This is a genomic window from Microbacterium sp. SD291 (genome assembly GCF_017355365.1).
Classification (GTDB): Bacteria; Actinomycetota; Actinomycetes; order Actinomycetales; family Microbacteriaceae; genus Microbacterium.
This window is the reverse complement of sequence record NZ_JADIJR010000013.1, coordinates 33,459-59,078: the sequence shown is the minus strand read 5'-3', so window position 1 is coordinate 59,078 and position 25,620 is coordinate 33,459. Positions and strand designations below refer to the sequence as shown.

Sequence of the window (25,620 nt, the reverse complement as noted above, 5' to 3'; positions counted from 1 at the left end):
CGGACTTCCGGCCCGCGGTCACGCTCGAACTTCAGTGATCTCACCGATGCGCGTGATCGCGCGTGAGATCAGGATGCGGGAATGGCAACTCGTGTCGCGAAGCCGCGATTCACCGCCGCGCTGAGACATCACGACCTGCGCACCCTCGCGCTGGCGTTCATCGCGGACGGCGGAGCATCCTGGGCTTATAACGTCGTCCTCATCTCCTACGTCTTCGAGCGCACGCATTCCGCCGGCTGGATCGCGGCGCTCGTCACCGTCCGCTGGATCGTCGGGATGCTGTGCGGCGGTTACGCCGGTGTGCTCGCCGACCGCTACGACCGGCGGATGGTGCTGATGGTCAGCGCGATCCTCGCCGCGTTCGTGACGCTGGGCATCGCGACGCTCGTCGTGTTCGACGCCCCGCTGTGGCTGCTCCTGCTCGCGGCGGCGCTGCTCACGGCCGTGTGCTCGCCGGTGAGGGCGGCATCCGGAGCGCTCATCCCCGAGACTGTCCCCGAATCCGATCTGGTGGCGGCGAACGCCTTGTTCGCGGTGCTGGAGAGCGTGATCGTGGTCGTCGGACCGGGGATCGGCGCCGTCCTGCTGCTGGTCGGTGAGCCCGTCTGGGGCATCCTGATCAATGCGGCGAGCTTCGTCGTCGCAGCTCTTCTGTACCGGACGCTGCGGGTGCGATCACGGGGCAGCGCCGAACCCGGCGGCGGCGCCTTCACCCAGTGGGTGTCTGGCGTCGCAGCGCTCGGCAAGCACCACAAGGCGCTCGTGCTCACGATGTTCCTCGTGCTCGACTCGGCCGTCGCCAGCTCCGCGACCGTGCTGCTGCCGTCGCTCGCCGAGCACCTGGACGGCGGCGTCGCGGGATACAGCCTGCTGCTCGCCGCCAACGCCCTGGGCAGCGTGATCGTCGCGGGCCTCGCTCAGCGCCTCACCGGGTCGAGGCGGCTGACCCTGCTCATCACGGGTGCGCTCGTCATCCAGTGCGTGCCACTGTGGATATCCGTCTTCGTCGGATCCATCCCGAGCGCTCTGCTGCTGCAGGTCGTGTCGGGCGTCGGGATGGTGATCGTCGACGTCCTCGCCTTCACCACCCTCCAGCGCGACCTGCCGCGTGACGTTCTCGGGCGGGTGATCGGCACCGTGGACGTGATGATCCTCGCCAGCGCGGTGCTGACCTCCATCCTCGGCAGCTGGCTGCTCGCGCAGTTCGGGATCGGCTGGGCGTTCGCCGCGATCGGCCTCGGCGTGCCGCTGCTCGGCCTCATCGGGGTGCCTGTCCTGCTGCGGATCGACAAGGACATGGCGCAGAAGGCCGCCCGGCTCGCGCCGTACACGAGCGTCCTCGAACAGCTGGACCTCTTCGCCGGCGCGCCGCGCAGCCTCCTGGAGCACCTTGCCGAAGCCGTCGAAGAGCGCACGGTGCAGGCCGGGGAGACCATCATCCGGCAGGGCGACCCGTCCGACGCGCTGTGGGTGCTCACCGACGGGATGCTGCAGATCAGCGCCGTGCGCGACGACGGCGTCGCGATCGACCTGCCCGATGTCGCAACGCCCGGCTATGTCGGGGAGATCGGTCTCCTCGACGACGCCGCACGGTCTGCGACCGTGACGGCCGCGACCGAGTGCCGGCTGCTCCGCATCCCAGGAGCGGACTTCAGCGCCGCACTGGCCGCTTCGACGCCGTCTCCGTCGATGCTCGACCGCGCGGGCGTTCGCACCTCCCGCACATCCATCGCCGCGGCGCCCGTCGAGGATCTCGCGACGGAGTGAGCGGGCCGGCTCGCCGACCGAGTCTAGGTCTGCCCGTCGATCGCCGCCCGCAGAGCGCCTGGCTCGAGCCCGAGCGACCACTCCGCCACATCCGCCACGACCCGCACGTGTGCCGGATGCCCGATCTGCACCGAGGCGTTCACGTAGGACCCGGCACCGTCCAGCGCGATGAGGATGCGGATTGAGCGAGTAGGACAAATCGAAGCGCCGGCCGACTCGCAGTGAAGGAGTCGACCGGCGATTCAGTGGATTCAGTCAGCTGGCATGCACCGGCTTTGCGTTCGGCGCTTCTACTGGATAGTGCCGCTTTGCCCACAGGATAAACAGAGCGAGGCCGAGGAGCAGGAGCACGACTCCACTCAGGCCGATGACTGCCTGACCCGCCAGGAACCGGCCGTTACCGCCGGTTTCGTCGAGGATCATTCCGGCCTCGAACGTAACGATTCCGAATGCGATTATGAGCGCGACGCCGGCGGACAAAAGGCACAGAGATAGAGTTCGCATGATTCACCTCACCAGTTGCACCAGTGTGAGGCGATCGTGGAGCCCCAACCGGAATTGTTTGAACGAGCCTTCTCCAGGTTCCAGGAGTCAGGCTTAAGGATTGCATAGAACGCGTGGCAGTCGTACTGCTGGTGCAGCGTCTCCTTGCTCGTCAGGACGGGCCAACGCGACACGGCCTCCGACCACCCCGCAGAGAGGAAGATCGGCGTCGCGGTCGCGTAGCCGCTGACGACCGCACCCCAGGTGCTACGGAAGAGCGAGTATCGGGGCTGGCTGTTCCACGAGCCCGTATTCATTCGATCGAACAGGTTACCGCCCATCCACGGATCAGCCACGATCGGGTACGAGAAGCTCCCCTCAGTGTGGTCGACGATCTGAACGAGCGTGTCGCCCTGAACTTCGTAGCGAGTGGGGACATTGCGACCGTCCGCATCGAGCGCCCAGGCCGGAGCGACTGCACCCGTGAGTTTCCCGTCGGCCCCAGTGACGAGGACGACGCCCTCATCCGTCAACGAGAGGCTGCCGCCACCTGCAATGGTGATGCCGTACTCATACGCAGTCGGGGACTCTGGGCCATCGAGGACCGTTGCGATCTGAACCGAGCCATCGTCTTTGACCACCGGGATCGTTGTGAACGTGCCCGCATCGAATGCCACCACACCGGGCTCAAGGGCACTGGCGTCTGCTGACTGCTCGCCAGCTGGAAGGTCGACCGCGAAGGCGCTACCGGTTGCGAACGTCAGCGAGATCGGGTCGGATGCGCTCGTCGGGATGATTACTTCGACGTCGTTGACCTCAGCCTCGATGGCTGCGCTACCGCTCTCGTCCGTCGACACATTTGCCACCTCGTCGAGAACCGCCGTTGATTCGCTACTCGACAGGGACATTACGGTCTCGAGGGCCTCGATCGGACTGGTCACGGTGTCGTCTGCCGATGCCGCGACTCCCCCGGATGCCACAAGTACGGTTGTTGCAATAAGTGAGGCGACCGTGAGTGCGGGTCGTCGTCTGCTGGACCATCCTTACCCCTTTCAGATGAATGAGCCTTCAACGTATCGAGGGATATCTCCATCGTCTGTAGGTACTTCAGTGGACAGACGATTGGCCATTCGTCCTAGACAAATGGGATCTGGCCGAAACAGGACGGGACTCACTGCGCATTCGCGCAGTTTCTTCGCGTGCCTCGAGGCCGGTCAGGTACCTGGTGAGCGAGTCACTCTTTGGTGGTCCACTTAACGTTGGCCATTCGAACAAATGTCCACTGTTGTAGTTTTTGCCTCAGGAGCGACTCGTACATTGACTCGTTTCGCATTCGGAGCTATCGTCCGAGGGCCACCTCGAGAGGGAACCTCGGAAAACCTCCCTCCATCAGGCAGAAAGGAGGGCATCCCTTATGAAAAATCAACTTGTTGCCCAGGCGATCGGACTCCCGTCTACCGACGAGGTGACGGAAGTGAGAACGGCTCGGATGAAGCGCGCCGTGATCTACGCGCGTGTGTCGACCTCTCGTCAGGCACGGAAGAACGGCGAACCGGAAGGGTACTCATTGCCTGCCCAGCGCGAGTACTGCACCCGTCACGCGCACGACCTCGGCGCCGAGGTCGTTGAGCAGTTCATCGACGCAGGCGAGTCCGCCCGCACGACCGACCGCCCAGGACTCCAGGCACTCCTCGAGTACATCAAGGTGCACCAGGTCGGGTACGTGATCGTGCACAAGCTCGACCGCCTGGCACGCAACACCGCTGACGATGCGGCGCTTTTTCTTGCTATCAAGCAGACGGGCGCGAAACTGGAGTCCGTCACCGAGCGCTTTGACGACACCACGGCAGGCCGATTCCAGCGCACCGTAACGGCAGCGATGAATGAGTACTACTCCTCGAACGTCGCCACCGAGGCCATGAAGGGAATGGAACAGAAAGCCAGGGGCGGCGGCACCCATGGTGTCGCACCGATCGGCTATCTCAACACCCTCGCCCGTACCGAAGGCGTCGAGATCAAAGGCATCATGCTCGATCCGGAGCGTGCCGAGCACATCACTTGGGCATATCGCACCTACGCCACTGGCGATGTCAGCATCACGACCCTGACCGACCTCCTCGCCGAGCGGGGATTGAAAAGCCGGAAAACGAGGAAGTACGAAGGCAAGGCGCTGAGCAATTCTCAGGTGCATCGCCTCCTGAAGAACCCGTATTACATCGGGAAGATCATCTACCACGGCGTGGTCTACGACGGCGCTCACGAAGCACTCATCGACGATGACACCTGGTATCAGGTCCAGTCGCTACTCTCTGGCCGACGCCTGGCCGGAGACCGGGCATGGAAGCACGACCACCCCCTCAAAGGGCGGCTGCTCTGCAACCGTTGCAGCGGACGCATGGGCTACGGACACTCCCGAGGTCGTGGCGGCGTCTACAGCTACTTCTTCTGCCTCGGCAGGCACACCGGCCGCACCACCTGCGACCTGCCTTACGTCCCTGTCGAAGACGTCGAGCACGCCATGCAACGCGAATGGGACACCCGTGTGCAATTCACCCCTGAAGAGACAACCGTCGCACGCGCTACTGCGCACAGCATCCTTGATACCGAGAGCACCGAGGCCGAGAAGCTCGCCGGGACACAGCGCAAGCGCCTGCGCGCCCTCCAGACGAAGAAGCAGCGGCTCATCGATGCTTACCTTGACGGTGTCATCGCTGCCGAAGACATCAGACCACGACAAGATCAGGTTTCCGCCGAGATTGCCGCAGCGGAACGGATCATCCGCGCCTCCGAAACCGACACGTTGCTCATGCGCGAACACGTCGACACGGTCATAGGCCTCATGAGCAAAGCCGGCGACCTCTACAGCACGGTCTCCGAGCACACCAAGCGCCTCCTCAACCAGGCGGTGTTCACGAGCATCCGCATCGACATCATCGATGAGCCTGATGATCCGCAAGAACGAGAGATTGTGCTCGAGGCCGAATACGCCCCACCCGTGGCGGCAGTGGCTGAACTGGCCCATCCAGCCGTCCTTGCCGCGAACGGGCGACACACGGCGCGAAGTGGCGCGACAAGCCGCCCTTCAGCCCAACCAGCAGCCGGAAACCGGGAAAGCAAAACCCCCGGCAAACTTTCGTTTACCGGGGGTTCCAACGTGTACAACTTGGCGGTGACGGTGGGATTTGAACCCACGGTAGGGGGTTACCCTACACAACTTTTCGAGAGTTGCACCTTCGGCCGCTCGGACACGTCACCGCGGACAAGCTTACGTCACCCGAGGCCTGCTGCGCGAATCCGCGGATCCGCAGGCCACACGTAGACCACAGCCCAGTGCCATATCACACACCACCCCCTAGCATGGGGGCATGGTCGACGTCATTGCCGCTCTCACCCTGGTCCCCGCCCGCGAACTCTCCGAGCGGGTCAGCATGGCAGCCGCGATCGCCGCGATCCAGGAGACCCTTCGAAGCGGCTTCGACCCGGAGTACGACCTGCCGCGCACGATCGAAGACGTTCCCGGCGGCCAGCTCCTGCTGATGCCCGCAGCCGTCGGCGGCGCGGTCGGCCAGAAGCTCGCGAGCGTCGCGCCGGGTAACCCCGCCCGCGGCCTGGAGCGCATCCAGGCCGTCTACGTCCTCCTCGACGGCGACACCCTCACCCCCACGGCGCTGATCGACGGCACCGCGCTGACCAGCCTGCGCACCCCTGCCGTCTCCGCCGCCGCTGCCGATCCTCTCGCCCGACCGGATGCCGGCGACCTGGTGATCTTCGGCAGCGGACCGCAGGCCGTGCGCCATGTCGAGGCCATCGCCGCCATCCGCCCGTTGCGCACCGTGCGCATGATCGGCCGGGACGACACCAGGGCACGCGCCGCCGTCGAAGCCGCTCGGGCGTTCGCGCCCGACGCCGACCTCGCCGTCGGCACCGCAGCCGACGTCCGCAGCGCCGACCTCATCGTGTGCGCCACGACGGCATCCACTCCCCTGTTCCCGGCCGCCCTCGTCCGCGACGACGCGACGATCATCGCGATCGGCTCCCACGAACCCGACCGCACCGAACTCGACCCCGCCCTCCTCGGCCGCTCGCAGGTCGTCGTCGAGAGCAGACGCGTGGCCCGCACCGAGGCGGGAGACGTCATCGGCGCGATCGCCGCCGGGATGCTGTCGCCCGCCGATCTCATCACCATGCACGAGCTGTTCACCGGCGCCGTGGCCCCGGCGACCGATCGCCCTCGCATCGTGAAGACGTGCGGCATGGGGTGGCAGGACCTCGCCGTCGCGCGCCTCGCCGTCTGATCCGCAGAGCCGCTGATCCGCAGAGCCGCTGAACCGCAGAGCCACTGAACCGCAGAGCCACTGAACCGCAGAGGACCACCAAGGAGCACAATGCACTGGACCGTCGAGGACTGGCACACGGCCGGCGAGCCGTTCCGCATCGTCGAGGGCGTGCCGACGACCGGTCCGACCGTCGCGGCACGCCGCGTGCACGCGATGACCGGGGAGGCCGACGAGATCCGCCGGTTCCTGTGCCTCGAACCCCGCGGCCACGACGACATGTACGGCGGCTTCATCACCCCGCCCGACGACGACGGTGCCGACCTCGGTGTGCTGTTCTGGCACAAGGACGGCTTCTCCACGGCCTGCGGCCACGGCACGATCGCCCTCGGCGCCTGGGCCGTGCGCACCGGAAGAGTGCCTTCCGACCCCGACGGCGAAACGGTGGTCACGATCGACGTGCCGAGCGGCCGAGTGCAGGCCCGCGTGCACCAGAGCGGCGGCCGGATCGAGGAGATCGTGTTCCGCAGCGTCGAGTCGCGCGTGCTCGAGCGCGGCATCCGCCTGCACACCACCCGCGGCGATGTCGACGTCGACCTGGTCTTCGGCGGCGCCGTCTACGCGACCCTGCCAGCCGGCGCGCTCGGCCTCGAGGTGGCGCCCGCGCACACCGCCGACCTCATCGCGATCGGCCGGGAGATCAAGTGGGCGCTCGACCAGCACCCGGCAGCGCAGCTCGCCGACGCGCGGCTCTCCGGCGTGTACGGCACCATCCTGTTCGACGACCTCGGCCGCACGGACCGCGGCCCCTGGCAGCGGAACGTCACGGTGTTCGCCGACGGCGAGGTCGACCGCAGCCCGTGCGGCTCCGGCACGGCCGCACGCGTCGCGATGCTCGCGGCATCCGGTCAGCTCGCTGACGGCGAGGAGCTCACCCACGACTCGATCATCGGCACCCGATTCCTGGCCCGGATCGCCGAACGCACTGCGGCCGGCGTCATCCCGGAGGTGCGCGGCATGGCCTACCGCACCGGGTCGTCCACGTTCGAGCTCGACCACGACGACCCGCTGACCCGCGGGTTCAGCCTGCGCTGACACCATTGACTCACCAGACGATTGACTCACCAGACGAGGGGAATGCGATGAAGACCGGATCGCTCACGATCACCGGCGCCCAGGTATGGGACGGTTCGGGCTTCAGCCCGCGCGATGTGCGAATCGTCGACGGCGTGGTCGTCGACGATGATACGGCCCTGGCGGCGGAATCCGAAGAAGTCGACGGCACCGGCGGCTGGCTGATCCCGGGCCTGATCGACGCGCACTTCCACGCCTACGCGACGAGCATGGACGGCTTCGAGAACGAGCGGGGTCCGCTCAGCTTTGCCGCCATCAACGGCGCGAAGCGACTCACGGCCGCACTGCACCGCGGCTTCACCACCGTGCGCGACGTCGCCGGCGGCGACATCGGACTGGCTCGCGCGATCGACGCAGACCTGTTCCCCTCGCCGCGCTACCACTTCACCGGCCCCGCGCTCAGCCAGACCGGCGGACACGGCGACCCCCGCGCCGCGCATGTCGACGTCTGCTTCGCGCACGGCCACATGTGCGAAATCGCCGACGGCGTCGACGCACTGCGGCTGGCCGTGCGCGATCGTTTTCGCACCGGCGCGCACGCCATCAAGGTCATGGCATCCGGCGGAGTGTTCTCACTCACCGATCCCATCCGCAACCCCCAGTACTCATCCGAAGAGCTGTGCGCGGTCGTCGACGAGGCGCAGCGCCGCGGCAGCTACGTCGCCGCCCACGCATACTCGGTCGAAGCAGTGCGCCACGCGATCGAGAACGGCATCCGCTCGATCGAGCACGGCAACCTGATCGACCGCGCCACTGCCGGGCGCATGGCCGAACTGGGCGCCTTCCTCGTTCCCACTCTCGCCGCCTACGACGCCATGGATCGCCGCGGCGCGCAGATCGGGCTCAACGCGACATCGCTCGCGAAGAACTCCGAGGTGCTCTCGAAGGGCCAGGACGCTGTGCGCCTCGCCCACGAGGCCGGCGTCCGGGTCGGCTTCGGCACCGACCTGATGGGCGATCTCGAAGATGACCAGCTGTGCGGCATCCGCCTGCAGATCGAAGCATCAGGAGCCGCGGCGACGCTGAACTCGATGACCGCGGTCAATGGCGAGCTCATCGGCGACCTCGCACTCGGGCACCTGGGGGCCGGCGCATACGGCGACGCCGTGCTGCTCAGCGCCGATCCCATCAGCGATCCGCGTGTGCTGTGGGATCCCTCCGCACGACGCATGGTCGTGCACGGCGGCCGCGTTCTGGGCTGACCGCCGCGCACTCCCCCGCGCCGCCACCGCGGGCAGGACGACCTCAGCGCGCGAACGCGCCCCAGGTCGTCGACTGCCCCGCGGCGCTTCGCCGCTGCGGCACCCTCCACGGATTCTCATCGCGCAGCGGCGCGGGCAGCAGGTCCTGCGGTGCCCCCTGGTAGGAGACTCCGCGCAGGAATCGCGTGATCGACGCGGTACCGACGCTCGTGGCATCGCTCGTGGTGGCCGGGTACGGCCCGCCATGCTGCATCGCCGGCGTCACCGAGACCCCGGTGGGCCAGCCGCCGAAGAGCACCCGGCCGCTCGTCTCGGCGAGGCTGTCGACGAGGTCGCGGAGCGACCCGTCGGCCAGCTCCTCCGCGCGCGCATGCACGGTGGAGGTCAGGTTGCCGGGGAACAGCTCCTCGTGCAGGGCCGGCAGCCCGGCGGCATCGCGGTAGCGCACGATCACGGAGAGCGGCCCGAACGACTCCTCCAGCAGCGCCTCGCGGTTGGCGAGAAGCGCGTCGACATCGACCGTCACGACGGTCGGGGTCGCGTACGTCTGCCCCTCGTCATCCGCCCGCACCTCGCCCTCGCTGAGCACCGTGACGCCGTCGGCACCGAGCACGTCGGCACGGCGCTGAGTGAACGCCCGGCCGATGCCCGGGTTCAGCAGGCGGTGCTCGCCGACCCCGGTCGCGGCCGCGGTCACGGCGTCGAGTTCCGCACCCTCGGGCACGAACAGGAACCCTGGCTTGGTGCACAGCTGCCCTGCCGAGCCCGAGACCGAAGCGACGAAGGCGCTGAGCAGCGCGTCATCCGCATAGGTCGCGTAGACCGGGTTCACGCTGCCGAGCTCGCCGTAGAAGGGGATCGGCACCGGGCGGGATGCCGCGATGTCGGCGAGCAGCCGGCCGACATGCGTGGAGCCGGTGAACGCGGCGGCGCGGATGCGCTCGTCCTTCAGCAGCTCGACGCCGTTCTCCTGGCCCTCGATGAGCTGGAACACGCCCTCCGGCATCCCCGCCTCGCGCAGCGCGGACGCCACGACCGACGCCGTCCGGCGGGAGAGCTCGAGGTGCCCCGAGTGCGCCTTGACCACGAGCGGGCAGCCGGCGGCGAGCGCGGCGGCGGAATCGCCGCCGGCCACGGAGAAGGCGAACGGGAAGTTGGATGCCGCGAAGTTCAGCACCGGCCCCACCGGCTCCAGCATCCGGCGGAGGTCCGGCCGCGGGCCGATCACGTACTCGGGGTCGGCGTCGTCGATGCGCACGTCGAGGTAGGCGCCGTCGACGATCGTGTCGGCGAAGAGCCGGAGCTGCCACGACGTGCGCCGCAGCTCTCCGGTGAGCCGCGCCTCGGCGAGGCCGGTCTCGCGCATCGCGATCGCGATGAGGTCGCCGGCCGCGGCATCCAGCGCGTCGGCGACGGCGACGAGCGCCGCACCGCGATCGCGGGGGCTCGTGCGGGCGAACGCACGCGCCGCGCCCGCGGCCGCAGCGGCCACCTCGGAGATCGGGCGCGCGCTGGTCGCGGTGCTGTCGGTCACGGTGGTGTCGGTCACGATTCCTCCATTAGAAGATGAACCCCTCGGGGAACGGGTCGCTCTCATCGAGCAGGTACTGGCCGAGCCCGGTGATCCAGGCCCGCCCGGTGATGGTGGGGATCACCGCGGGACGATCGCCCACGGTGGTCTCGGCGATCAGGCGCCCGGTGAATTCGGTGCCGATGAACGACTCGTTCACGAACGGCGCGTCCAGCGCCAGTTCCCCGCGCGCGTGCAGCTCGGCCATGCGTGCGCTGGTGCCGGTGCCGCACGGCGACCGGTCGAACCAGCCGGGGTGGATCGCCATCGCATGGCGGGAGCGCACGGCATCCGACCCTGGTGCGATGAACTCGACGTGGTGCACGTGGTTCGCTCCGGAGAGCGTCGGATGCACCGGCGGCGCCTGCTCGTTGATCGCGTCCATGATGGCGAGACCGGCCGCGGCGATCTCGTCCTTGCGGGCGCGATCGAACGGGAGCCCGACCTGGTCGAGCTCGACCAGGGCGTAGTAGTTGCCCCCGAACGCGACCGAGTACTCGATCTCGCCGAGGCCTGGCACCTCGATGCGCTCATCCAGCCGGTCGACGAAACTCGGCACGTTCTCGATGGTCACGTCCACCGCACGCCCGCCCTCGACCCGCACGCGGGCGATCACGAGCCCGGCCGGCACGTCGAGACGGATCTCGGTCACCGGCTCGGTGACTTCGACCATGCCCGTCTCCACGAGCACGGTGGCCACGCCGATGGTGCCGTGCCCGCACATCGGCAGGAACCCGGATGCCTCGATGAACACGACGCCCCAGTCGGCGTCGTCGCGCGCCGGCGGCTGCAGCAGCGCACCGGACATCGCGGCGTGGCCGCGCGGCTCGTTCATCAGGAAGCCGCGGAGCCCGTCGAGGTGCTCCATGGCGTGCAGCCGGCGGTCGTTCATGGTGGCGCCGGGGATCCGTCCGACGCCACCCGTGACGACCCGTGTGGGCATCCCCTCGGTGTGCGAGTCGACCGCCTGGATCACCCGGCGCCCGCGCATCAGGCGACCGCCGCCGTGCGTGCCGCGAGCGCGGCCAGCGCGCGCTCGGTGTCGGCGGTGACCTGGGCGCGCTGCTCATCGCTGAGCGGTCCGCGCGGCGGACGCGTCGGCCCGCCGTAGGAGTTGCCGCAGATGTCCATCGACAGCTTGATCGCCTGCACGAACTCGGTGCGCGAATCCCAGCGGAAGACGGCGACCAGCTGCTCGTACAGGGCCTTCGCCTCGTGCCAGTGGGCGTCCTTGCAGAGGTTGTAGAGCTCGACAGCCTCGCGCGGGAAGGCGTTCGGGTAGCCGGCGAACCAGCCGACCGCGCCGTTGACCATCAGCTCGAACAGCACGTCGTCGGCGCCGGCGATGATGTCGATGTCGCACAGCTCCTTGATCTCGTAGACCCGGCGCACATCACCGGAGAACTCCTTGATCGCGACGACCTCGGGGATCTCGGCGAGCTTCGCGACGAGCGACGGGACCAGGTCGACCTTCGTGTCGAACGGGTTGTTGTACGCCATGATCGGCAGCCCCGCCTTGGCGACCTCCTCGAAGTGCGCGATGACCTCGCGCTCGTTGGCGCGGTAGACCGTCGGCGGCAGGAGCAGCACGCCGTCGGCGCCGTCCTCCCTGGCGATCTCCGCCCACTTGCGCGCCTGGTGGCTGCCGACGCCGTGCGCGCCGGCGACGACGATGCCGCGCCCGTCGACGGCCTCGACCGCGACCTGGATCACCCGGCGGCGCTCCTCGTCGGTGAGCGAGGAGTACTCGCCCAGCGATCCGTTCGGGCCGACGCCGTGGCATCCGTTCGCCATCAGGAAGTCGACGTGCTCGGCGAAGCGGTCGTAGTCCACGGCGAGGCCCGCGGGCGCAGACGCGTCCTCCTTGAATGCGAGGGTCGTCGCGACGACCACGCCGCCCAGGTCCATCGTGCCGTTCATCAGGATTCCATTCTCTCGTAGCTGTTCATGATCGAAGTCTTCATTGAAGAGTAATGTGTAACATATTACTCAGCGGGTGGATGCTGTCGCAAGGAGTTTCTCGCCTCCGGTCAGGCTCCCCCGCGATCCGCCAGCTCCCCGAGCCGGATCGGCGCGAGCAGCGGTCTCCGATCGAATCCCGCAGGCGTCCCGCCCGCCTGCGACACGATCTCCTCCACGGCATGACCGCACGTCCGCCCCTGGCATGGGCCGAGACCGGCCCGGCTCGCGAGCTTCATGGCGCGCCCCGGAGCATCGGCGCTCTGCGCGATCACCCGCCTGGTCACCGCCTCGCAGCGGCAGACGACGGTGTCGTCGTCGAGCCACGCGGTCCACCCGGGGCGGATGCCGTGCGCCCGCTCGAGCCGCGCCGCGAACGCGCGCATCCGCCGCCGCACCGCGAGCGGCCCGCGGAGCCGGGGGTCGTCGATCGCGCCGCCCGCCGCGAGGAACCCGGCGATCGCGCCCTCGGCGAGCGCGGCATCCGCGCCGCCGATCCCGGTGACCTCGCCGGCCGCGAACACCTGCGCGACGCTGGTGCGCTGCTCGTCGTCGACCATCACGAAGCGGGACCTCCTGCCGCCCCCGAGCGCGCAGCCCAGCGAGAGCGCCGCCTCAAGGCGAGGGGTGAAACCGTGCCCGAGCGCGACCGCATCGCAGGCGATCTCCCGCTCGGAGCCGGCGATCGGGCGCCATTCGGCGTCCAGCGATGCGACCACGGCGGCCTCGACCCTGCTGTCGCCGAGGATGCGCACGACCGCGCTGCCCGTGCGGTACGGGATGCCGTGCCTGGCGAGAGCCGTGACGTACTCGACGAGCTCGCCCGCCTTCCCGGCGAGCTGCCACGGCCGCGGCAGCCACCCGGCCGCGAGCGCGCCGAGGCGCGACGCCTCGTGCACGCCCACGACTTCGGATCCGGTGAGCGCGAGCGACTGCGCGACCGGCAGCAGGAAGGGACCGGCGCCGCTGACGACGGTCCGCCGCCCGACGCTCACCCCATCGCGCTTGGCGAGCGCCTGCGCGGCGCCGGCCGTGGTGACACCCGGCAGCGTCCACCCCGGCACCGGCAGCGCCAGGTCGTGCGCGCCGGTGGCCACGACCACGGCATCCGCCTGAATGTCGAGCGGGCGCCGGTCCTGGCCGTCGACGTCGCCGATCAGCGCGCGGAGCGTGACCGATGCGCCGACCTCGGCCGACCACACGCTCGCCCCGGTGTGCACGGTCGCCCGCTGGAGGGCGGCGCGAAGCCGGTCGAACCGTGCCCGGCCGTGCGTCAGCCGGGGGTCGGTCAGCATCTCGTGGTGCCGCCAGAACTGACCGCCGAGGCCGGTCCCCTCGTCGAGGAGAGTGACCTCGGCGCCGGCGGCGAGCGCCGACTGCGCGGCCGCGAGGCCGGCCGGTCCTCCGCCGAGCACGGCGACCAGGGTCATGCGCGCACCTCGCTCTCGATCACGTCGCCGTCACCGGCCGTGCGCTGGCACGCGCGCACGCCGGGCAGCCCGTTCACCGTGACGAGGCAGTCGTGGCAGACGCCGATCCCGCAGAACACGCCGCGCTCTCCCGTCTGCGCGGTGCGCCACGTGATCCGGCCCGACCCGATCAGCACGCCGGCGATCGTCTGGCCGTCCCGGCCCTCGAACCACTCCTCGTCGACGGTGATGCTGATCATGAGGCCTCCTGCAGGCTCGCGCGTCCGGGGAGGAACGGAGCGGGATCGAGTGCGGTCGCGGCTCCCAGCACGGCGTGCGAGATCAGGGATGCCGTCGCCGGCGCCAGGCCGATGCCCGCGCCCTCGTGACCGGTGGCGTGGAACAGCCCGTCGACCGCAGGGTCGGCGCCGATCACCGGCAGGTGGTCGGGTGCATAGGGGCGAAAGCCGAAGTAGCTCCGCAGCAGCGTGGTCTGCGCCAGGAACGGGAACAGCCGGATCGCCTTGGCCGCGATCTCGATCGACGGCGCGACACCGGGATGCTCGTCGAACCCGACGCGCTCGCGGCTCGAGCCGATCAGCACGGTGCCGCCCGGTGTGGACTCCACGACGGTCGAGGTCTGCAGCGCGGCATCCCCCGAGCCGACCGCGCCCACGTAGTCGCTGTCGTAGACCTTGTGGAAGACCCGCTGCGGCATCGGCGCGGTGACCAGGATCACGCCCCGCCGCGGCCTGATGTCCAGCCGCGCGCCGAGCCGCGCCGCCACCTCGCCGGACCAGGGCCCGGCGCAGTTCACCACCGCGTCGGCCTCGATGATCCCGGCATCCGTGTCGATGCCGCGGAGGCGCCCGTCGCGCATCACGGCACCGGTGACCTCGGCGATGCGGAGCGTGGCGCCGAGGCGCAGCGCGGTCGCCAGCAGCGCCTGCGTCGCGGTCGACGGCTGCAGCTGCGCGTCGTCCGGGTAGTGCATCGCGAGGGCGACGTCGGGGGCGAGGTGCGGCTCGGCCGCGCGGAGCGCTGCTGCGTCCAGAGGATCCGCCCGGATGCCGATGCCCCGCTGCGCCGCCGCGAAGCTCTCGAGCGCGCCCTCGCCACCGGGGAACGCGACGACGATCCCGCCCTTCGCCTCGAATTCCGTCGCCGGCTGCCCCGGCGGTCGGTCCGCATCGAGCCGCGCGGCCAGGTCGCGCCACAGCACGTTCGACGCGATCGCGAGATCCGCCTCCGGGCCTGGTTCCTTGTCGCTGACGAGCAGGTTCCCCTCGCAGCGGCTCGAGGTCTCGGCGGCGACGCCGGTGCGGTCGACGACCACCACGTCGGCACCGCGCTCCGCGAGCTCGAGAGCGCAGGCCGCGCCGATGATGCCCGCGCCGATCACCACCACCCGCACTGCATGCTCCTCCGGTTCTGTACCTTCATAGTCGGTTCAGTCATCGCCCGTTCAGCCGCCGAGGTACGCATCGATGACCCTGGCGTCGGCGGCGAGGTCGGCCGCGGGTCCTGACAGCGTCGTCTGGCCCGTCTCGATGACGTATGCGCGGTCGGCGATCTTCAGCGCCGCACGCGCGTTCTGCTCGACCAGCAGCACCGTGGTGCCCTGCGCGTTGACCGCCTGGATGGTCTCCATCACCTGCTTCACCACGAGCGGCGCGAGCCCCATCGACGGCTCGTCCAGCAGGAGCAGCTTCGGCCCGCCGACGATCGCGCGGCCGATCGCGACCATCTGCTGCTCGCCGCCGGAGAGGGTGCCGCCCTGCTGACGGCGACGCTCGGCGAGCCGGGGCATCAGGGCGTACACCTGCTCGACGCGCTCGACGACGAGCTTCTGGTCGCGCACCGTGTAACCGCCGAGCAGCAGGTTCTCGTGCACCGTCATGGTCGAGAAGATCCGCCGCCCCTCTGGAACGTGGATGAGGCCCGCCGACACGATGTCCCACGGCTTCGCGGTCGCGAGGTCCAGTTCGCCCCATCGCACGACCCCCGACTTCGGGCGGACGAGCCCCGAGAGCATGTTCATGGTCGTGGACTTGCCGGCGCCGTTGTTGCCGAGCAGGCAGACGATCTCGCCTTCGCGCACCTCGAAGCTGAGCTCGCGCAGCGCGTGCACACGCCCGTAGTAGACGTCGGCGGCCTCGACGGAGAGCATCCTCATCGGTCCTTCCTCCCCCGGGTCTCACGGGTCTTGCGCGTCTCACGCGCCGGTTCGGCGAGCAGCGAGAGGTCGACGGTGCCGGTCTGCAGCTTCGTCTCATCGAGCGGCTCCTCGTCGACGCCGAGGTACGCCTCGATCACGACCGGATCGTTCTTGATCTCCTGCGGTGTGCCGACGGCGATCTCCTTGCCGTAGTTGAGCACCACGATCCGCTCGGCGAGCTCCATGATCAGGCCCATGTCGTGCTCGATCAGCACGACCGCGACGCCGAGGTCGCGGATGCGCCGGATCAGCTGCATCAGGGCCTGCTTCTCGTTGAAGTTCAGGCCGGCGGCCGGCTCGTCCAGCAGCAGCAGCTTGGGCCCGCTCGCGAGGGCCCGCGCGATCTCCACCCTCCGCTGCTCGCCGTACGGCAGCTGCGTGACGTAGAGGTCCTCGTCGCCGGTGAAGCCGACGAAGTCCAACCAGCCTCTGGCCTGCTCCGTGCACTCCTGCTCGGCTCGCAGGTACCCGGGCGTGTGCAGCAGCGTCGCCCAGACCCCCTCGCGCAGGTTGGCGTGCATCGCGGTCTTGATGTTGTCGATGACGCTGAGCTCGCGGAACAGCCGCAGGTTCTGGAACGTGCGCGCCATCCCCCACTTCGTCACGCGGGACGGCAGCACGCGGTAGAAGCCGAAGCTCTGCAGCAGGTCGACCAGCCGCAGGGTGCGCCAGATCGCCGGGGGCTCGCGGACGATGCTGTTGCCGTCGAAGACCACCGAGCCCGAGGTGGGCAGGTAGAACGCCGAGATGCAGTTGAAGGCACTGGTCTTGCCAGCGCCGTTCGGCCCGATCACCGCGAGGATCTCCCCCGCCTCGACCGAGAAGCTCAGGCCGTCGACGGCCTTGACGCCGCCGAACTGCAGCCGGAGGTCCTTGACCTCGAGCAGCGCGGTCATCGCGCCCCCTCACTGTCGTCGATGTTCTCGTCGCCCGCCGGCACCGCCGCGAAACCGGCCGTCGGAGGCGGGACGGGGCGCTTGCGCCGCAGCCACGGGAGAACAGCGGTGGCAGGCCAGAGACCCGACGGGCGGAACAGCATGACCACGATCAGCAGCACGCCGAAGATCAGGAACCGCCACTCCGAGAACTCCCGCAGCAGCTCGGGCGCCAGGGATACGAACAGCGCGCCGATGATGACGCCGGGCGTCGATCCCATCCCGCCGAGCACGACGGCCATCAGGATCAGGGCCGAGTACAGGAACTGGAAGCTGTTCGGGCTGATCGCCGACAGGTGCGTCGCCATCAGCTGCCCGGCGATGCCCGCCCAGACCGCGCCGATGATGTACGCGGTGATCTTGGCGACGTAGGTGTTGATGCCCATCGCCTCGGCGGCGTCCTCGTCGTCGCGAACCGCCTTCCAGGCGCGGCCGAGCCGACCCCTGGCGAGACGGCCGGCGCCGATGACCCCGACGAGCACGACGATCGCGGCGACGAAGTAGTAGAACACCACGCGCTGCGGGAACTCGATCCCGAACAGGCTGAAGCCGTCGGCGAAGCTCCAGTCGCCGAACGACCAGGTCGGGATGCCGTGGATCCCCGAGGGGCCGCCGGTGATCTCGAGGTTGTTCGCCGTGATGCGGATGATCTCGCCGAAGCCGAGGGTGACGATCGCGAGGTAGTCGCTGCGCAGCCGCAGGGTGGGTGTGCCGACGACGATGCCGGCGAGGATGCAGGCGAGGATGGTCGCCGGCAGCGCCGCCCACATCGGCCAGCCGAGCTCTGTCGTGAGGATGCCGGAGATGTACGCGCCGACCGCGAAGAAGGCGATATAGCCGAGATCGAGGAGTCCCGCGTATCCGACGACGACGTTCAGTCCCATGCAGAGCATCACGTAGATGAGCGCGCTGGTGGCGATCGACATCGTGTAGCGGGATGCGTCGAGGAACGGCAGCACCACCAGCAGCACGACGCACAGGCCGCCGAGGGCGCGCATGAAGCCCGGCTGGGAGGAGAGGATGCCGTGCGCCGCGGGCCGGCGGTCGAACAGCGGGGACGGTGCGCGCAGCGGGGCGTCGCGCAGCGGTGTCGAGATGCCGGGCATGTCACATCCTCTCTACGACGCGGGCGCCGAGGAGTCCGGTCGGTTTGAAGGTGAGGAAGAGGATCAGGAAGGCGAAGGAGAACACGTCGCGCCACTCGCCGCCGAACCACGCCGAGCCGAACGATTCGAGCAGGCCCAGCAGCAGCCCGCCGAGCATCGCGCCGTACAGGTTGCCGATGCCGCCGATCACGGCGGCGGTGAAGGCTTTGAGCCCGATCATGAACCCCATCAGGAAGTCGATCGAGCCGTAGTAGGCGCCGGCCATGACGCCCGCGGCACCGGCGAGCGCCGAGCCGATGAAGAACACGGTCGCGATGACCCGGTTGACGTTGATGCCCATCAGCTGGGCGCCCTGCGGGTCGAGTGCGATCGCGCGCATCGCCCGCCCCTGGCGCGTGCGCTCGACGACGTGCGCGAGCACCAGCATCAGCACGCCGGCGATGACCACGAGCACGATCTGCGCGGCGGTGATCCGCATGCCGGCGAAGTCGAATCCGCTCGACTCCAGCCGCACCGGGAACGCCTCGGGGTTCGGGCCGAAGATCTGCCTGACCGCGTACTCCAGCGTGAACGAGACGCCGATCGCGGTGATCAGCACCGCCAGCCGCGGGCTGCGCCGCAGCGGCCGGTAGGCGATGCGCTCGATGCCGACGCCGATCAGGCCGGTCGTGACCATCGACAGCAGCATGATGACCAGCAGCAGCGGGATCGATGATTCGCTCGAGATGCCGAACGCGGACAGGGTGGCGAAGCCGGTGAACGCGCCGAGCATGTAGATGTCGCCGTGCGCGAAGTTCAGCAGCTTGATGATCCCGTAGACCATGCTGTAGCCGAGTGCGACGAGTGCGTAGAACGAGCCGACGATCAGGCCGTTCCAGATGAGTTGCATCACTGCGGATGTCCTTCCGCGTCTTTCGGACGCCGACGGAGCGGGGCGGCTCGGCCGCCCCGCTCGCCAGTCAGTCCTGCAGGTCGTCTTCGAGGATGAACGCGCCGGTCGCCGGGTCGATGCCGACGATCACGAAGCCGCCGCCCGAGAGCGTGTGGTCCTTCGTGAACGTGAGCGGGCCTGCGAAGGTGTCGAAGTCATTCAGCCCCTCGAGAGCGGCCACGACCTCCTCGAACTCGGTGCTCCCCGCGTCCTCGATCGCCTGCGCGATCACCCGCACGGCGTCGTACGACTGCGTCGAGTACGGCCCGGGCGCGGCACCCGCGAGCTCCTCGTAGTCGGCGATCCAGGCGTCGGCGCCCTCGATCATGTCGGGCGTCTGCGTGAACGTGCCGAGGACGTTCTCGGTGTACCCGTCGCCCGCGATCTCCGCGAACTTCGCGTCGACCGAGCCGTCTCCGACGAGGAAGGCGCCGGTGTAGCCGGCATCCGTCGCCTGGCGGACGATCAGGCCGCCCTCCTGGTAGTAGCCGGTCCAGTACACCAGCTCCGGCTTCTCGCCGGCGAGCTGCGTGGCGACGGCCGAGTAGTCGTTCTCGCCGGGGGTGACCGTCGCCTCGAACGAGACGGTGAGCCCCGCCTCTTCGGCCTGCGCGACGAAGGATGCCGCGAGGTCGGCCGAGTACGCGGTCGCGTCGTCGATCACCGCGACGTTCTCCATGCCGCTCTTCTCGGCGTAGGCGACGGCTGCGGCGGCCTGCTGGGTGCCGGTGCCGTTGATGAGGAACACGCCGGGAAGCCCCTGCTTGACCAGCTCGTTCGAGTTCGCCGCCGGGATCACCATCGGGACGCCGGCCTCGTCGAAGATCGGCAGCGTCGGCAGCGTCGCGCCCGAGCAGTAGCCGCCGACGGAGGCGACGATGCCCTCCGTCACGAGCTTGTTCGCCGCGGCGACCGCCGCTGTCGCGTCGCAGGCGTCGTCCTCGACCTGCAGCTCGAGCTCGCGTCCGTCGATCCCGCCGTCGGCGTTGATCTCGTCGATCGCGAGCTGCGCGCCGTTCTGCATGTACTCGCCGAAGGCCGACTCGCTGCCGGAGAACGGCGCGAGCATGCCGAGCTTGATCGTGCCCGACTCGTCGGAGCCTCCGTCATCGCTCCCGCCGAGGCCGCCGGAGCAGCCGGCCGTGGCGAGGAGCACGCCGGTCGCGGCGGCGAGGACGAGAAGCTTGCGGGTGCGCTGTGTGCGGGTCTTCATGAGAGCCTCCAGGTATGCGTCATTGCAATTGACCACTTGATAGCATGTGACACATTACTCACCGCGAGCACTGAGCGATAGCCCCGATTCCGATCACCGGCATCGGGGCTCGTCCGCGGTCAGTCCTCCCCGTGCCCGCTCCACACACCGCCGACGTGACCGATGTGGCGCCTCATCAGCGCCTCCGCTCCCGCGCCATCGCCCGCGACCAGAAGATCGACGAGCTCGGCGTGCTCCAGCGCCGTCGACATCAGGGTGTCCGTCTCCGCCAGATGCACGAGGCCGACCAGGCGGGTCTGCTGCCGCAGCTCGCGAACCGTCTCGACCAGCTTGCGGTTGCCCGCGCACTCGAGGATGCGCAGGTGGAACTCCGTGTCGACGGCCAGGTACTCGTCGAATCGGCCCTCGCGTCCGGCCTCGACGATCCTGTCGGCGAGATCGCGGAGCAGGGTCTCGGTCTCGGCGTCGAGGGTCCCGGCGATCCGGGCCATCGGCGGCGCCTCCAGCAGCATCCGCACCTCGCCGAGCTCTCGCAGCTCGTCGGGCGAGACCTCGGTGACCTCGAAGCCGCGATTGCGGATGGGGCGGAGGAACCCGCGACGGGCGAGGTTCAGCATCGCCTCGCGGACAGGCGTCGCGCTGACGCCGAAATCGGCGGCGAGCGTCGGCACCGTCAGCACGTGCCCTGGCGGGATCACTCCGGAGACGACGCGCGATGCGAGCTGTGTCTCGACCTGCTCGCGAAGGCTCTCCGCAGGTGTGAGCTGCGTCGCGTACTCGCTCATGAGCGCCCCCGTCCGAGTGTCATACGGCACATGGTACTAGCGGGCTCGTGGTGCGAAGCACCCCCGGCGGGAGCCGATCGAAGAGTTAGGATGGCCTAACCGGCACGGAGGGACACACGGCATGGGATTCATCACGTCAGCGGCGCTGGCCGAGACCGGCTACGTCGTGCTCGACGACCACGACCAGGCCGCAGACCCCGCCGAGTGGCTCGACCTGGAGTACGTCGGCTGGCGCTCCTCCGGCATCACCCGGTTCGCGCCGCTCGCGAGCTACGCGGGCGAGATCGACTGCAACGGCTTCTGGAACCACACACCGCCGCGCACCGACAAGGACGGCGTCTGGGTCGAGTCGCAGATCGCGATCGCGCCGACCCTGCAGCGGCGCGCTCTCGAGCCTGGCGCGGGCGTCGGCCGGTGCCGGGTGATCGAGCTGCAGCCCAACGAGTACGCCGACGCGATCTACAACCTGCACCAGGACGACAACAACCGCCTCAACGACGAGGGATCCGGCTGGGTGGTGCGCGGCTTCTTCAACCTGTCGGATGACGTGGAGTCGATGCTGATCCTCCGATCCGACCGGTTCGAACCGGCGAGCGAGATCCGCCTGCCGCTGCGCGCCGGCTCCCGCATCGTGGTCGACACGCAGCGCTTCTGGCACGCCGTCTGGCACCGCGGCGCCGCGCCCCGGTATGCCCTGATCACCTCGTGGACCTCCGGCCCCGAGCTCGACGCCTACATCGCCGCGCACCACGGCGACCCGCATCCGCCGACCGCCGGCATCGACCCGCAGATCGTCGACGCCGCCCAGATCGAGCTGCACCGCCGCATCGAGGAGCGGCGCCTCGCATTCGAGGCGCTGGGCACCGTGATGGAGCCGCGTCCCGACCTCAGCATCTGAGGTCGGCGTTACTCTCAGTACATGACCTCCGCAGCAGTCCTCACGGTGTCGGATCGCTCCTCCGCCGGCACGCGCGCAGACACGGCAGGCCCGATCGCCGTCGCGGCGCTCCGCACGGCGGGGTTCGACTGCGAGGACGCCATGATCGTGCCGGACGGAGCGGATGCCGTCGAAGGCGCGCTCCGGGGGCTCCTGGCCTCCGGCATCCGGCTCATCGTGACCACCGGCGGCACCGGGGTCGCCCCGAGGGACGCCACCCCGGAGGGCACAGCGCGCGTGCTGGACAGGCAGATCCCCGGCATCCCGGAGGAGCTGCGCCGACAGGGCGCCGCCGTCAAGCCGGTCGCGCTGCTCACCCGCGGTCTCGCCGGAGTCGCCGGGAACGCTCTCGTGGTGAATCTCCCCGGCTCGCCGTCAGGGGTGTCCGACGGGATGCCGGTCATCCTGTCGGTCGCCGGCCACGTGATCGCCCAGCTCGACGGAGAGGACCACCGATGACCGTCGCACTCGCCGCCATCAGCGACACCGCGCTGTCGCTCGACGCGCACCTCGCCGCGATCGACGACGCGCACGCCGGCGCGGTCACGACCTTCATCGGGCGGGTCCGCGATCACGATCCGGATGCCGCGGGCGAGGTCGTCGCTCTCGAATACACCGCGCACCCGGATGCCGAGCGGACCCTCCGCGCGATCGCGGAGAAGGCAGCTGGGGCCGGTGCGAGCGGCGACGCGACGATCGCGGTGAGTCACCGGATCGGGCACCTCGGCGTCGGCGACGCCGCGGTCATGATCGCCGTGGCCGCAGCGCACCGCGACGAGGCGTTCGTCGTCTGCCGCGAGGTCATCGAGGCCATCAAGCGCGACCTGCCGGTGTGGAAGCGTCAGGTCGAGGCCGACGGCACGACGGCCTGGAAGGGCATCGGCGGCTGAGGCCTCGCGCTCACCCGCCGGCGAAGGGCGGCAGGACGTCGACCGTCCCGGCATCCGCGAGCGCGAACTCGTCGCCGACCCGCGCGCCGTCCACCAGCAGCGCGCAGCGGCCGATGATCGCCGCCAGCCCGGGGTGCGTCTCGACCAGGGCCGCCTTCAGCGCGCCCAGCGTCACGGCATCCGACGTCTCGGACTCGACGCCCGCGGCATCCTGCGCCGCCGCGAAATAACGGACGGTCGCCACTCAGCTCTCCCCGCTCGCGGCGCGCGCGTTCGCGAGCTCGACGATCGCGGCGACCGCCTCGCGGACGTCCTCCGGCGACCCGCCGGCACGGCCGGCCACGAGCCCGGCGACGAAAGCGCTGAACGGGGCGGCGGGACGCGCGACGCCGTTCGCGACGTCACGGGCGAGGTCGAGGATGAGCGCGATCGGCACGTCCTGCTCAGCGAGGCCGAAGCGCTCCCGCAGCTCGGCCGACCAGTCTTCCAGCGCCTCCGGGGGGAGTGTGCGGTCGCTCATGATGACTCCTCTGGTTCGGTGCGCGCGCGATCCAGGTCGGCGAGCGAGTCGATGTCGCGGGTGACTCCATCATCGTCCACGATCCAGTCGATCGCGAGCCCTCCGAGGACGGACCTCACCGACGCGTTCTCGAGCGTGCCGCGGCCGGTGAGCACCCGGCGGACGGATGCTGCGCGGTAGACCCCCGCGAGCCACTGCTCCCGTCCGTCGGCCGTGAACGCGATGCCGTCGGCATCCGTCCCTTCCGACAGCAGCAAGGCGAGCCGCTCGACGACGTCCTCCGGCCGTGCGAGGTCGCCGGCGAGGACGCAGATCCATTCGGCCGGCACCTCGCGGACTCCCGCGGCGAGCGCGGCCGCCGGGCCTCCGAACGCCGGCTCCTCCCGCGCCCAGACCACCGGCAGTGCCTCATCGAGCATCGGTCCGACCGCCACGATCGGCGCGGCGCCGGCGGCCGCGAGCGCGTCGACGGCCCGCTCGAGCAGCGTGCGCCCGCCGAGCACCAGCAGCGGCTTCGCGAGGCCGCCCATCCGCCGTCCCTCGCCTCCGACGATGAGGACGGCACCGAGCGAGGCGGTGGCCGGCGAGGTCACTCCCCCGGGCGTCGCCATGATCCGCTGCGCCCGCCCTCCTTGGCGACGATCCGCACGTTCTCGATCGTGACGGAGCGGTCGACGCCCTTGATCATGTCGACGACGGCGAGGGCGGCGACCGAGACGGCGGTGAGCGCCTCCATCTCGACGCCGGTGCGGTCGGCGGTGCGGACGGTCGCCGAGATCGACACCCCTGCATCCTCGACCTCGAGGTCGACGACGGCCCCGTGCACGCCGATCACGTGCGCGAGCGGCAGCAGCTCCGGCGTGCGCTTGGCGGCCTGGATGCCGGCGATGCGGGCGACCGCGAGCACGTCGCCCTTGGGCACTGCGCCGTCTCGCAGCAGCGCGACGGTCTCCGGGGAGCAGCGCACGAAGCCCGCGGCCGTGGCCGCGCGGACGGTGGGCTGCTTGTCGGTCACGTCGACCATGCGGGCGCGACCGGCGGAATCGAGGTGGGTGAAGGTCATCACAGCTCCCAGACTTGGATGAGATCGCCGGCCGAGACCTGCTCGACGTCGGCGGGGACGATGGCGTACGCGGTGGCGGCGCCCAGGCCGACCGACAGGTGCGATCCGGAGCCGCCTCTGGTCGCCGGCCTCACCCGGCCCTCCGCGTCGATCACGGCGGGGAGGTACTGGCGCCGGCCGGGCGGCGTGCGCCAGTCGGCCCCGGCGGGAAGCCGGCGCACCGGGCGCTCGATCTCGGCGCGGCCCTGCATGCGCAGCAGCGCCGGGCGCACGAAGGCCTCGAACGACACGGCGGCGCTGACCGGATTGCCGGGGAGGCCGAAGAGCAGCATCCCCTCGGCGGTCGCGCCGAAGCCCTGCGGCTTTCCCGGCTGCATCGCGACCTTGACGAAGTCCATCACGTCGCCGAGGCTCTGCCGCACGGCCTCGTAGGCGCCGGCGCTGACCCCGCCGGAGAAGATCACGGCATCCGCGCCCAGCGCGGTCGCCCTCGCGACGGCCTCGGCCGGTCCGTCGCCCTCGTCGCCGACCACCTCGCGGAACACGACGTCGGCGCCCGCGTCGGCGGCGAGCCCGGCGAGCAGCAGGCCGTTCGACTCCGGGATCTGACCGCGCGACAGCGGCTGCCCCGGGGCCACGAGCTCGGATCCGGTCGACACGACGGCCACGACCGGGCGCCGCGCGACCTCGACCTCGGCGATGCCGACCGAGGCGAGCGCTGAGAGCTGCCGCGCACCGAGAAGCGTGCCCGCGCCCAGCACCGTCGCTCCCGCGTGGGCATCGGCGCCGGTGCGGCGCACGTGCGCCCCCTCGATTCGGGGGGCCTGCAGCACGACGATCTCGCCGAGTGAGTCGGCGAGGCCGCCCGCGGTGTCCTCGAACGGCACGATCGTGTCGGCATCCGCCGGCAGCGCCGCACCGGTCATGATGCGCGCGACGGTGCCGGGCTCGATCCGCGGGTCCTCGGCGCTGCCGGCGGGGACGTCTGCCACGACGCGCAGGGTCACCGGTGCGGATCCGGATGCCGTCGCCACGTCGGCGAAGCGCACCGCGAAGCCGTCCATGGCGGAGTTGTCGAACGCCGGCACCGGGTTGACCGCGGTCGCCGGGGCCGCCAGCGTGAACCCGGATGCCTCGGCGAGCGGGAGTGTGCGCGAGTCCAGCGCGCGCACCCGCGCGAGCACCGTCTCGAGCTGCTCCTCGACCGTTCTCAGCTCATTCATC

General features: G+C 69.8%; 26 protein-coding genes, 1 tRNA gene and 1 pseudogene. 8 read left to right on the top strand and 20 right to left on the bottom strand.

Translation table 11 applies throughout. The annotated features are described in order from the left end of the window. Window positions 1-81 precede the first annotated feature (81 nt). On the top strand, window positions 82-1,767 hold the full coding sequence (locus tag IPV10_RS09410) for an MFS transporter (protein ID WP_207483095.1): 1,686 nt from the start codon (window positions 82-84) through the stop codon (window positions 1,765-1,767). 255 nt (window positions 1,768-2,022) lie between these two features. Here IPV10_RS09410 and IPV10_RS09405 read toward each other — a convergent pair whose 3' ends face one another. Further along, entirely contained in the window at window positions 2,023-2,190 is a 168-nt protein-coding gene (locus IPV10_RS09405; protein WP_207483093.1) for a hypothetical protein, read from the bottom strand. An 89-nt stretch (window positions 2,191-2,279) separates the two neighbouring features. Next, entirely contained in the window at window positions 2,280-3,191 is a 912-nt protein-coding gene (locus tag IPV10_RS09400; RefSeq protein WP_207483091.1) for a hypothetical protein, read from the bottom strand. A 473-nt stretch (window positions 3,192-3,664) separates the two neighbouring features. Here IPV10_RS09400 and IPV10_RS17380 point away from each other — a divergent pair. Beyond that, window positions 3,665-4,708 (top strand): annotated as a pseudogene (locus IPV10_RS17380) (recombinase family protein); the annotation flags it as partial. Window positions 4,709-5,414: 706 nt separating this feature from the next. Here IPV10_RS17380 and IPV10_RS09385 read toward each other — a convergent pair. Next, a tRNA-Ser gene (locus tag IPV10_RS09385) sits at window positions 5,415-5,505 on the bottom strand. A 110-nt stretch (window positions 5,506-5,615) separates the two neighbouring features. Between IPV10_RS09385 and IPV10_RS09380 the strand changes: the two genes are divergently transcribed. From IPV10_RS09380 to IPV10_RS09370, 3 genes are all read left to right on the top strand, one after another. After that, window positions 5,616-6,545: an ornithine cyclodeaminase family protein gene (locus IPV10_RS09380; RefSeq protein ID WP_207483089.1), complete on the top strand. Its 930-nt coding sequence runs from the start codon at window positions 5,616-5,618 to the stop codon at window positions 6,543-6,545. A 90-nt stretch (window positions 6,546-6,635) separates the two neighbouring features. Next, entirely contained in the window at window positions 6,636-7,619 is a 984-nt protein-coding gene (locus IPV10_RS09375) for a proline racemase family protein (RefSeq protein ID WP_207483087.1), read from the top strand. Between the two features lie 47 nt (window positions 7,620-7,666). Beyond that, a complete protein-coding gene (locus IPV10_RS09370; RefSeq protein WP_207483085.1) occupies window positions 7,667-8,860 on the top strand; it encodes an amidohydrolase family protein in 1,194 nt (397 codons plus the stop codon). Between the two features lie 43 nt (window positions 8,861-8,903). Here IPV10_RS09370 and IPV10_RS09365 read toward each other — a convergent pair whose 3' ends face one another. The 12 genes from IPV10_RS09365 to IPV10_RS09310 all read right to left on the bottom strand — a co-directional run bounded on the left by IPV10_RS09365 (window position 8,904) and on the right by IPV10_RS09310 (window position 20,986). Further along, a complete protein-coding gene (locus IPV10_RS09365; RefSeq protein WP_207483083.1) occupies window positions 8,904-10,457 on the bottom strand; it encodes an aldehyde dehydrogenase (NADP(+)) in 1,554 nt (517 codons plus the stop codon). After that, window positions 10,420-11,421: a proline racemase family protein gene (locus tag IPV10_RS09360; protein ID WP_207483081.1), complete on the bottom strand. Its 1,002-nt coding sequence runs from the start codon at window positions 11,419-11,421 to the stop codon at window positions 10,420-10,422. Before IPV10_RS09360 ends, IPV10_RS09365 begins: the two co-directional genes overlap by 38 nt. Next, window positions 11,421-12,350, bottom strand: coding sequence for a dihydrodipicolinate synthase family protein (locus tag IPV10_RS09355; RefSeq protein WP_207483079.1), 930 nt, complete (start codon window positions 12,348-12,350; stop codon window positions 11,421-11,423). Before IPV10_RS09355 ends, IPV10_RS09360 begins: the two co-directional genes overlap by 1 nt. A gap of 110 nt (window positions 12,351-12,460) precedes the next feature. Next, window positions 12,461-13,819, bottom strand: a complete 1,359-nt coding sequence (locus IPV10_RS09350; RefSeq protein ID WP_207483077.1) for an FAD-dependent oxidoreductase — start codon at window positions 13,817-13,819, stop codon at window positions 12,461-12,463. Next, on the bottom strand, window positions 13,816-14,058 hold the full coding sequence (locus IPV10_RS09345; RefSeq protein WP_207483076.1) for a (2Fe-2S)-binding protein: 243 nt from the start codon (window positions 14,056-14,058) through the stop codon (window positions 13,816-13,818). Before IPV10_RS09345 ends, IPV10_RS09350 begins: the two co-directional genes overlap by 4 nt. Then, entirely contained in the window at window positions 14,055-15,212 is a 1,158-nt protein-coding gene (locus IPV10_RS09340) for an FAD-binding oxidoreductase (protein WP_207483074.1), read from the bottom strand. The genes IPV10_RS09345 and IPV10_RS09340 overlap by 4 nt, the downstream gene beginning before the upstream one ends. Before the next feature lie 51 nt (window positions 15,213-15,263). After that, a complete protein-coding gene (locus IPV10_RS09335; RefSeq protein WP_374192228.1) occupies window positions 15,264-15,968 on the bottom strand; it encodes an ABC transporter ATP-binding protein in 705 nt (234 codons plus the stop codon). Window positions 15,969-15,970: 2 nt separating this feature from the next. Further along, window positions 15,971-16,912 carry an ABC transporter ATP-binding protein gene (locus tag IPV10_RS09330; RefSeq protein ID WP_207483070.1) on the bottom strand — a complete coding sequence of 314 codons (942 nt, stop codon included), beginning with the start codon at window positions 16,910-16,912 and terminating at the stop codon, window positions 15,971-15,973. Beyond that, the gene (locus IPV10_RS09325) at window positions 16,909-18,057 is read right to left on the bottom strand and encodes a branched-chain amino acid ABC transporter permease (protein WP_207483068.1); all 1,149 of its coding nucleotides are present in this window, start codon (window positions 18,055-18,057) and stop codon (window positions 16,909-16,911) included. Before IPV10_RS09325 ends, IPV10_RS09330 begins: the two co-directional genes overlap by 4 nt. A gap of 1 nt (window position 18,058) precedes the next feature. Beyond that, window positions 18,059-18,946 (bottom strand): branched-chain amino acid ABC transporter permease, encoded by an 888-nt coding sequence (locus IPV10_RS09320; RefSeq protein WP_207483171.1) that lies wholly within the window; start codon window positions 18,944-18,946, stop codon window positions 18,059-18,061. 70 nt (window positions 18,947-19,016) lie between these two features. Then, window positions 19,017-20,201, bottom strand: coding sequence for a branched-chain amino acid ABC transporter substrate-binding protein (locus IPV10_RS09315; protein WP_207483066.1), 1,185 nt, complete (start codon window positions 20,199-20,201; stop codon window positions 19,017-19,019). Window positions 20,202-20,320: 119 nt separating this feature from the next. Further along, window positions 20,321-20,986, bottom strand: a complete 666-nt coding sequence (locus tag IPV10_RS09310; protein ID WP_207483064.1) for a GntR family transcriptional regulator — start codon at window positions 20,984-20,986, stop codon at window positions 20,321-20,323. Between the two features lie 121 nt (window positions 20,987-21,107). On the opposite strand from IPV10_RS09310, the gene IPV10_RS09305 reads away from it, so the two are divergent. From IPV10_RS09305 to IPV10_RS09295, 3 genes are read left to right on the top strand one after another with little or no spacing between them, the layout of a single operon-like run. Further along, on the top strand, window positions 21,108-21,884 hold the full coding sequence (locus IPV10_RS09305; RefSeq protein WP_207483062.1) for a hypothetical protein: 777 nt from the start codon (window positions 21,108-21,110) through the stop codon (window positions 21,882-21,884). A 21-nt stretch (window positions 21,885-21,905) separates the two neighbouring features. After that, window positions 21,906-22,382: a molybdenum cofactor biosynthesis protein B gene (locus IPV10_RS09300; protein WP_207483060.1), complete on the top strand. Its 477-nt coding sequence runs from the start codon at window positions 21,906-21,908 to the stop codon at window positions 22,380-22,382. Next, window positions 22,379-22,813, top strand: coding sequence for a molybdenum cofactor biosynthesis protein MoaE (locus IPV10_RS09295; protein ID WP_207483058.1), 435 nt, complete (start codon window positions 22,379-22,381; stop codon window positions 22,811-22,813). Before IPV10_RS09300 ends, IPV10_RS09295 begins: the two co-directional genes overlap by 4 nt. A 10-nt stretch (window positions 22,814-22,823) precedes the next feature. Here IPV10_RS09295 and IPV10_RS09290 read toward each other — a convergent pair whose 3' ends face one another. Genes IPV10_RS09290 through glp form a run of 5 tightly spaced genes read right to left on the bottom strand, consistent with a single transcriptional unit; the run spans window position 22,824 to window position 25,619 of the window. Then, entirely contained in the window at window positions 22,824-23,057 is a 234-nt protein-coding gene (locus IPV10_RS09290) for a MoaD/ThiS family protein (protein ID WP_207483056.1), read from the bottom strand. Next, the gene (locus tag IPV10_RS09285; RefSeq protein WP_207483054.1) at window positions 23,058-23,333 is read right to left on the bottom strand and encodes a DUF6457 domain-containing protein; all 276 of its coding nucleotides are present in this window, start codon (window positions 23,331-23,333) and stop codon (window positions 23,058-23,060) included. Continuing rightward, window positions 23,330-23,944, bottom strand: coding sequence for a molybdenum cofactor guanylyltransferase (locus tag IPV10_RS09280; protein ID WP_207483052.1), 615 nt, complete (start codon window positions 23,942-23,944; stop codon window positions 23,330-23,332). The genes IPV10_RS09285 and IPV10_RS09280 overlap by 4 nt, the downstream gene beginning before the upstream one ends. After that, window positions 23,923-24,396: a cyclic pyranopterin monophosphate synthase MoaC gene (moaC, locus tag IPV10_RS09275; protein WP_207483051.1), complete on the bottom strand. Its 474-nt coding sequence runs from the start codon at window positions 24,394-24,396 to the stop codon at window positions 23,923-23,925. Before moaC ends, IPV10_RS09280 begins: the two co-directional genes overlap by 22 nt. Then, window positions 24,396-25,619, bottom strand: a complete 1,224-nt coding sequence (gene glp / locus IPV10_RS09270; RefSeq protein ID WP_207483049.1) for a gephyrin-like molybdotransferase Glp — start codon at window positions 25,617-25,619, stop codon at window positions 24,396-24,398. Before glp ends, moaC begins: the two co-directional genes overlap by 1 nt. Window position 25,620: the final 1 nt, after the last annotated feature.